A 3410-nucleotide genomic window follows, 5' to 3' on the forward strand; every position below is an offset into this window, starting at 1 on the left:
GGCCGGCTACCTGACCATCCGGCTGCTGTGCGGCTGGCCGATCGGCATGTCGGCGGAGCTGGCCGTGGCCATGACGACGGTCATCGCCTGGCTGATCGGCTACTCGGTGCGCCAGGCCCGCGAGCACGCCGAGACGCTGATCGCCAGGGCCACCGTCCAGGCCATCACCGACGAACGGCTGCGCATCTCCCGGGAGCTGCACGACACGGTCGCCCACAGCATCGGCGTCATCGCCCTGCAGGCCGGCGCGGCACGCCGCGTCATCGACACCCAGCCCGGACGCGCGAGCCAAGCACTCGGCGAGATCGAGACGGTCGGCCGGGAGGCGCTGTCCGGGCTGCGCCGGATGCTGGGAGCGCTCCGCCACAGCGAGGCGGACCGGGAAGCGGCCGAGCCTCGCCCCTCACCCGGCCTGACGGACCTCGACCAGCTGGCCGCGGCGACCACGGACGCCGGCGTCCGCGTCGAGGTGAGCCGGCGGGGCGAGCCGTACCGGCTGCCACCGGAGATCGACATCTCCGCCTACCGCATCATCCAGGAGGCGGTCACCAACGTCGTGCGCCACGCCGGCACGGGCTCGTGCCGCGTATCCGTGGACTACCGCGACGGCGAACTCGCCATCGAGGTTCTCGACGACGGGCGCGGCCCCCGCCGCACACCAGGCAGCGGCTACGGCCTGATCGGGATGCGCGAGCGCGTCAGCCTGCTGCACGGGACCTTCGCGGCGGGCCCACGTGCCGAAGGCGGCTTCCGGGTGGCCGCCCACCTGCCTCTGACGGCGGCAGTGCGGTGACCATCCGCGTCCTCCTGGCCGACGACCAGCCGCTGATTCGCACCGCCCTGCACATGGTCATCGCCGACGCCCCCGACCTCGAAGTCGCCGGAGAGGCCGCAACCGGGCTCCAAGCCGTCCAGCTGGCCGGCGACCTGCGCCCCGATGTGGTGGTGATGGACATCCGCATGCCCGGCATGGACGGCATCGAAGCGACCCGGCTCATCACCAAAGGACCCAGTCCTGCGCACGTCGTGGTGTTGACCACGTTCGACGAGGACGACTACGTCTACGGCGCGTTGCGCGCCGGCGCATCCGGATTCCTCGTCAAGGACATGGCCCTGGACGACATCCTCGCCGCGATCCGGGTCGTGGCCGCCGGCGACGCCCTGATCGCACCGGGCGTCACCCGGCGGCTGATCGAGGCGTTCGCCGCCGACCGCCCCGGCTCCGCTCCCGCTCCACGCGAGCTGGAGGGCATCACCGAGCGCGAACGCGAGGTCCTGACTCTCATCGCCCGCGGTCTGTCCAACACCGAGATCGCCGCCGACCTGTCCATCAGCGTCGCCACCGTCAAGGCGTACGTGACCCGGCTGCTGGCCAAGCTCGACGCGCGTGACCGGGTCCAGCTCGTCATCATCGCCTACGAGGCGGGCCTGGTCTCACCGTCGAGGTGACCGAACGGCGTGCTCGCCTGTGAGCAGCCGATAGACGCCGGCCACGGAAGGGGGCTTCATCCCGTGCACCGTGAAGACGGGTCACGGCTCGCCTTCATGCGGGACCCCACATGTCCCGTCACCTCGGTGGACCTTGGGAGACCGCGTTGTTAGCTATTTAGCTACTTTGCTAATATGCAAAGCATGATGGACGCCAAGGACGAGACCGGTGTCTTCCGCGCGCTCGCCGATCCCACAAGACGCCAGATTCTCGAAGACCTGCGTGACGGCGAGCTCTCGGCAGGACAGATCGCGAGCCGGTTCTCCATCAGCGCACCGTCCATCTCCCGCCACCTCGGCGTCCTCAAGGGCGCAGGTCTGGTCACCGAGCGCCGTGACGGCAACCGCATCCTTTACACACTGGCCGAGGAGCAGCTGGCTATCTGCGTCGGCCGTTTCCTCAGCGCCGTCTGTCCCGAGCAGGTCGTCCTACGCCACACCAAGTGGCGCCGCCTTTCGGAAGGTGAGGAAGCGTGAGACAACCCCGTCTGTCCAGCGTCGTCGAGCGGCGCCTCCTGGTGAATTACCGGCTGACGCCAGAAGTCGCCGCCCGCCTGCTGCCCGACGGGCTCCGCCCGCAACTCGTGCGCGGCCATGCCGTCGCGGGCATCTGCCTGCTCCGCCTGGGAGACGTCCGGCCGAGCTGGGCGCCGAAAACCGTGGGATTGCGCAGCGAGAACGCCGCCCACCGCATCGCCGTCGAGTGGGACGGTCCCGGCGGAGTCGAGACCGGCGTCTACATCCCACGCCGCGACACCGCTTCGCTGCTCAACACCTGGGCCGGCGGACGCCTCTTCCCTGGCGAGCACGGCCGGGCCGACTTCGAGGTCCGCGAGACTCCCAGCGAGCTGCGCGTCGCCTACACCACCCGCAGCGGCGACACCCGAGTGGATGTCACCGTCGAGGTGACCCCCGACCTGCGGGGCAGCCAGCTGTTCGACAACCTGCAACAGGCGTCGATCTTCTTCGAGCGTGGGGCCAAGGGCTACTCACCTACGGCCGCGGGAGCGCTCGAAGGCATGGAATTGAATGCGGACGCCTGGCGGCTGGACGCGTGCCGAATCGTCTCGGCGCAGTCGTCGTTCTTCGACAGCTTGCCCCAGGGGAGCGTGACACTGGACTGCGCGCTCCTCATGCGCGAAGTCCCCGTCACCTGGCGCCCGCTACCGGCCATGCACCCAGACCTGGCCGTACCCCTCGCACCCCAGCACACCTAACGCGGGGCCCCGCCCCTCTGGCGCATGAGGAGGAACCCCCGACATCCATTTATCCAGGTGGCCCGCGCCACCACCGGCACCGGATCGCCACAGTCGAAGGCTCCTTCGAACGGCCCGGCCGACCTGATGCTGTCCCCCGCCGCTGAGATCATGCCGGTCGTCGAGGGGATCCCGGACCGGACCCCTACTTCACCCGGCGTACCCGCACGGCCCGATACCCCCGGGGGAGTATCGGGCAGACCCTTCGGCCGGACGACGACACCACCACTTCCGCACGGCGATGCTCGAGACCCACCATCACCCCGCAGGAAGGCACCGTTTCATGTCGTCCGCACTCATACGCCACATCACCCCCGTCCCCCCGCACCGTGCCCGTGGCACGCTGGCCGAGGTGTACGCGCAGGTCAACGCCGAGTTCAGCAGCATCGGCCCGGCCGTGATGATGATGTCGCCCTCCCCCGAGATCATGGCCGCAGGCTGGTCGCTGATGCGCGAAGCCCAGCTGGCCGGCGAGGCCCCGGCGTTGGAGAAGACCGTCGTCGCGCTGGGCGCCGCCCAGGCCAACGGGCTCGACTACGACATTGAGGCGTTCCTGTCGGTGCTGCGCCTACTCGGCCAGCCGCAGCTCGCCGACACCATCGAGCGCGGCGACCCGCCCTCCGACCCCGGCCTGGGGGGGCACATGTGCACGCGAGGCCACAACCA

Annotated in this window: 4 protein-coding genes and 1 pseudogene; all 5 read left to right on the plus strand. The window is 70.0% G+C overall.

Annotation, left to right across the window (positions count from 1 at the left end; all coding sequences use genetic code 11):
• A partial coding sequence (locus AB0J09_RS59975) for a sensor histidine kinase (RefSeq protein WP_360712632.1) occupies positions 1-793 on the plus strand: 793 nt, incomplete at its 5' end.
• A complete protein-coding gene (locus AB0J09_RS59980) occupies positions 790-1449 on the plus strand; it encodes a response regulator transcription factor (RefSeq protein WP_360712634.1) in 660 nt (219 codons plus the stop codon). The genes AB0J09_RS59975 and AB0J09_RS59980, both read left to right, overlap by 4 nt.
• 183 nt (positions 1450-1632) lie before the next feature.
• The gene (locus AB0J09_RS59985) at positions 1633-1965 is read left to right on the plus strand and encodes a metalloregulator ArsR/SmtB family transcription factor (RefSeq protein ID WP_360712638.1); all 333 of its coding nucleotides are present in this window, start codon (positions 1633-1635) and stop codon (positions 1963-1965) included.
• Positions 1962-2705 carry a DUF2071 domain-containing protein gene (locus AB0J09_RS59990; protein WP_360712641.1) on the plus strand — a complete coding sequence of 248 codons (744 nt, stop codon included), beginning with the start codon at positions 1962-1964 and terminating at the stop codon, positions 2703-2705. Before AB0J09_RS59985 ends, AB0J09_RS59990 begins: the two co-directional genes overlap by 4 nt.
• Positions 2706-3027: 322 nt before the next feature.
• A pseudogene (locus tag AB0J09_RS59995) lies at positions 3028-3410 on the plus strand (hypothetical protein); the annotation flags it as partial.

Source organism: Nonomuraea sp. NPDC049784 (assembly GCF_040659615.1).
Taxonomy (GTDB): Bacteria; Actinomycetota; Actinomycetes; order Streptosporangiales; family Streptosporangiaceae; genus Nonomuraea.